We start from the raw sequence: 2970 nt of genomic DNA, 5'->3' as shown, positions 1-2970 counted from the left end.
ATGCTCCTATTGACGTAGCTGGAGCTGGTGACTCAATGTTAATTACCTCAGGGCTTACATTGGCAGCCGGTGGGTCAGCATGGCAAGCTGCAGCGCTGGGAAGTGTTGCAGCAGGCATACAAGTTAGCAGGATGGGGAATAAGCCCTTGAGTAAGCAGGAGTTTATGAATACTTTTGGCAAAATCAATACATGATTTGGATGTTGTAAAGGGATAAACGTATGCAAATAAGTCAATTGAAAGAGATTGTTGACTCTATTCGAAAACAAACTCCAAGAGGGTGGATCTTAATGTCACCGAACTCTATTGGTGAGGTGCTAGTGACAGCATCTTTTGCAAGAAGTTTGGTAGAAAAAACAGGCTACCCCATTACATTGTGCGTACGGCCAGAGCACAAGGCTATGGTTGAAGCGCTTTATCCAAATCGATTTACCGCTGTTGTTGCTATGGACATGGAGTTGATGCGCTCATTTAGCACGAGTGGTTATATTCCACATGATCACTTTGATATCGACTTTCCAATCAATCTATGGCCATCTCAATATGGCGGTGGGTACTTAGCAAAATTCCAAGACCTACATTATAAACGGCATGGAGCTAGTGGTCTTTCATTAGGTGATATATGGCGGCACATGCTTCAACTTGATTGGGATACTCCTATGGAAAGGCCGTGTAATCGCTTTTTTAATGAGCGCAACGATATCTTAACTAAGTATGGTGTAAAGGAAGGGGAGTACTCATTATTTCAGCTAGGTAATAATACTAATAAGCCCTTACCTAGTACCTTTTGGTCCCCTTTAGAAGAGCTTTATGGCGAGAACCAACAGCCTGTGTTAGTGAACTTAAAGGGAGCTATGCTGGTACATAATAACTTGCGCTTTAACAATGTTAAGCAGGTCGACCTAGATATTTTGGACGCTCTTTATCTTATTAATAAGTCGCATTCAACAGTTTCGGGCAATAATGGCTTAATGTTTATTAGTACTTTCCTAGATTATGTTGACGAATGTAAACCTGAATTGCACGTAGTGATGACTGACCAGTATTGTAAGCATTACAACTTGCTGAATAGTGACTGGGAAAAGGCTTTCGTCCCTTATGAAAAAAATACTGAAATTAGTATTCGCTCTTCTGAATATTCATCTTCAACAGCGCAGATATACGAGTGGATCGTTGGTGTGGATGAGAAAGCTGATCAGCATAAAAAAGCAGCGACTGATGTATTCAATCGTAATGAAGAGTCCGAGTTTTGCGTAAGGCTAAGCACACATAGCTCGCGAGACGCTTTTCCAGCCACCGTTAGCTTTAAGAATAACTAGTCCTATTAGTAAGTGGTATAGAGTAATACCTGATTTTAAGAGTAACTGATTATTGGCTTATAACTACGATAGCGTCAAATAATGTATATATGAGTTCATTAAACTCATTACGGTTGAACATTTTGATCAGGCTTTGGGCTTAAGGCCATAAATATAAGAAGAGGATGAATGGTGAGTGCAAGAGAACTGTTTTTACAGCATGCAAACCTAGTAGACAGCAAGTATGGTGATTCTGAATCAGTTAGTGTTGCCACATTGAATAAGGAGCTGATAAACGAGTTACTAGGTCTTATAGATAATTCTAATGAGCATGAGCATGAGCATGAGCATGAGCAAGTAGTTGACAATGATCTTCCTATTTTTTCAGTGGATGACTTGCTGGTTGACCATCACGCTTATGATGTTGTGGAGAAACTTGGTCAGACTCAGGATGCTCATGACCTTTACCCAAATAGAGTTATTCCTGTCGTCATTCGGAAGTTACATAACTTTTTACGTGAAGAGTTTTCGAGTCAGGTTAAATCGCCATTTGTTTATGTCAACACGCGTGCATGGACTACTAAGCCTGGTACAGAAAGATTTGGCCCGAATGCGATGCACTTAGATGGGCTTGAAGCAGGTCATTTAAAAATCATGGTTTATTTGACCCCGCTAAACAAGGAAAGTGGTTATTTAGTTATTGGTAATGATGAAATAAAAGATGTACCAGCCGGCCTTTGTGTCATGTTCAAAAACTCTGATATTAGTCACTCAGGCGTACCAGGCTTAAGCTTAGGTAGGACTTGTATTGAAGTTACCTTAATGAGAGCTTTGGTTGATTTACCTCAATTATGGCTGGGACATCACTTTGGAAGACATCTTGTGGACCCCTCAATTGCTTACCTTCGGGCTAGCGAGCTGATTAATGACCAAACAAAAATTCAGGAGAAACAACCATTGTTTCCTACAGATAAGTTAAAAATTAATATTGGTTCCGGACGACGAGATTGGTCAGAGTGGACCTGCTTTGATGAAATAAATAGTCCGGGTGTCACAAACCTGGTTTTAAACGAAACTGTCAAACTGCCTATTGAGAATCAGTCTGTAGGCCTTGCTTATTCATCACACGCTTTTGAGCACCTTCCCGACAATACTATTTTTAGAATTATGTGGGAACTTCGTAGAGTTTTATGCGTGGGAGGGGTATTTCTATTAAAGATTCCAGACTTTGATTGGTTCGTTGGTGAATACCTAAAAGGAAGCGACGAGTGTATGGTTAATAAAGGAGTCGAATCTATAACTTACACTTGGGAACGTAAAGGTTTGCTTGATAACTTACAAAACCGCGTATCGATGATGTTTTGTGGCTATTGGAATAGTCAGTACGGCGACCATTTTAGTGGCAATATAGATCGAAATAATAAAGCAGCATACCATGGCCCAGCAGTTATGAATGAGGCCTTTATTGATCAGCTTTTTAGGGAGTGTTCACCAAACCAAATTGCTCGAACAATGTGTAAGGTAGCATTGTCAGATCCAGATTTTTATCGGTTTAACCATCAAAACGCATGGTCAAAAGAAGAAGTGGTAAATATGTTTACGGAGTTTGGGTTTAGCTTAGTATCCACAGATAGAGATGAAATAAAGAAGGATTTTGGTGCACATATTCCTGA

The 2970-nt window shown here is 40.1% G+C and carries 2 protein-coding genes and 1 pseudogene; all 3 read left to right on the top strand.

The features are described 5' to 3' along the window. Positions 1-194, top strand: a pseudogene (locus tag A3761_RS00640) (hypothetical protein); the annotation flags it as partial. A 26-nt stretch (positions 195-220) separates the two neighbouring features. Then, the gene (locus tag A3761_RS00635; protein WP_068739927.1) at positions 221-1318 is read left to right on the top strand and encodes a hypothetical protein; all 1098 of its coding nucleotides are present in this window, start codon (positions 221-223) and stop codon (positions 1316-1318) included. A 168-nt stretch (positions 1319-1486) separates the two neighbouring features. Further along, on the top strand, positions 1487-2970 hold a 1484-nt coding region (locus tag A3761_RS00630), incomplete at its 3' end, for a hypothetical protein (RefSeq protein WP_197472680.1).

The organism is Oleiphilus sp. HI0123, assembly GCF_001635315.1.
The sequence above is the reverse complement of the archived record's forward strand: the minus strand, read 5'-3'. Positions and strand labels throughout refer to the sequence as shown.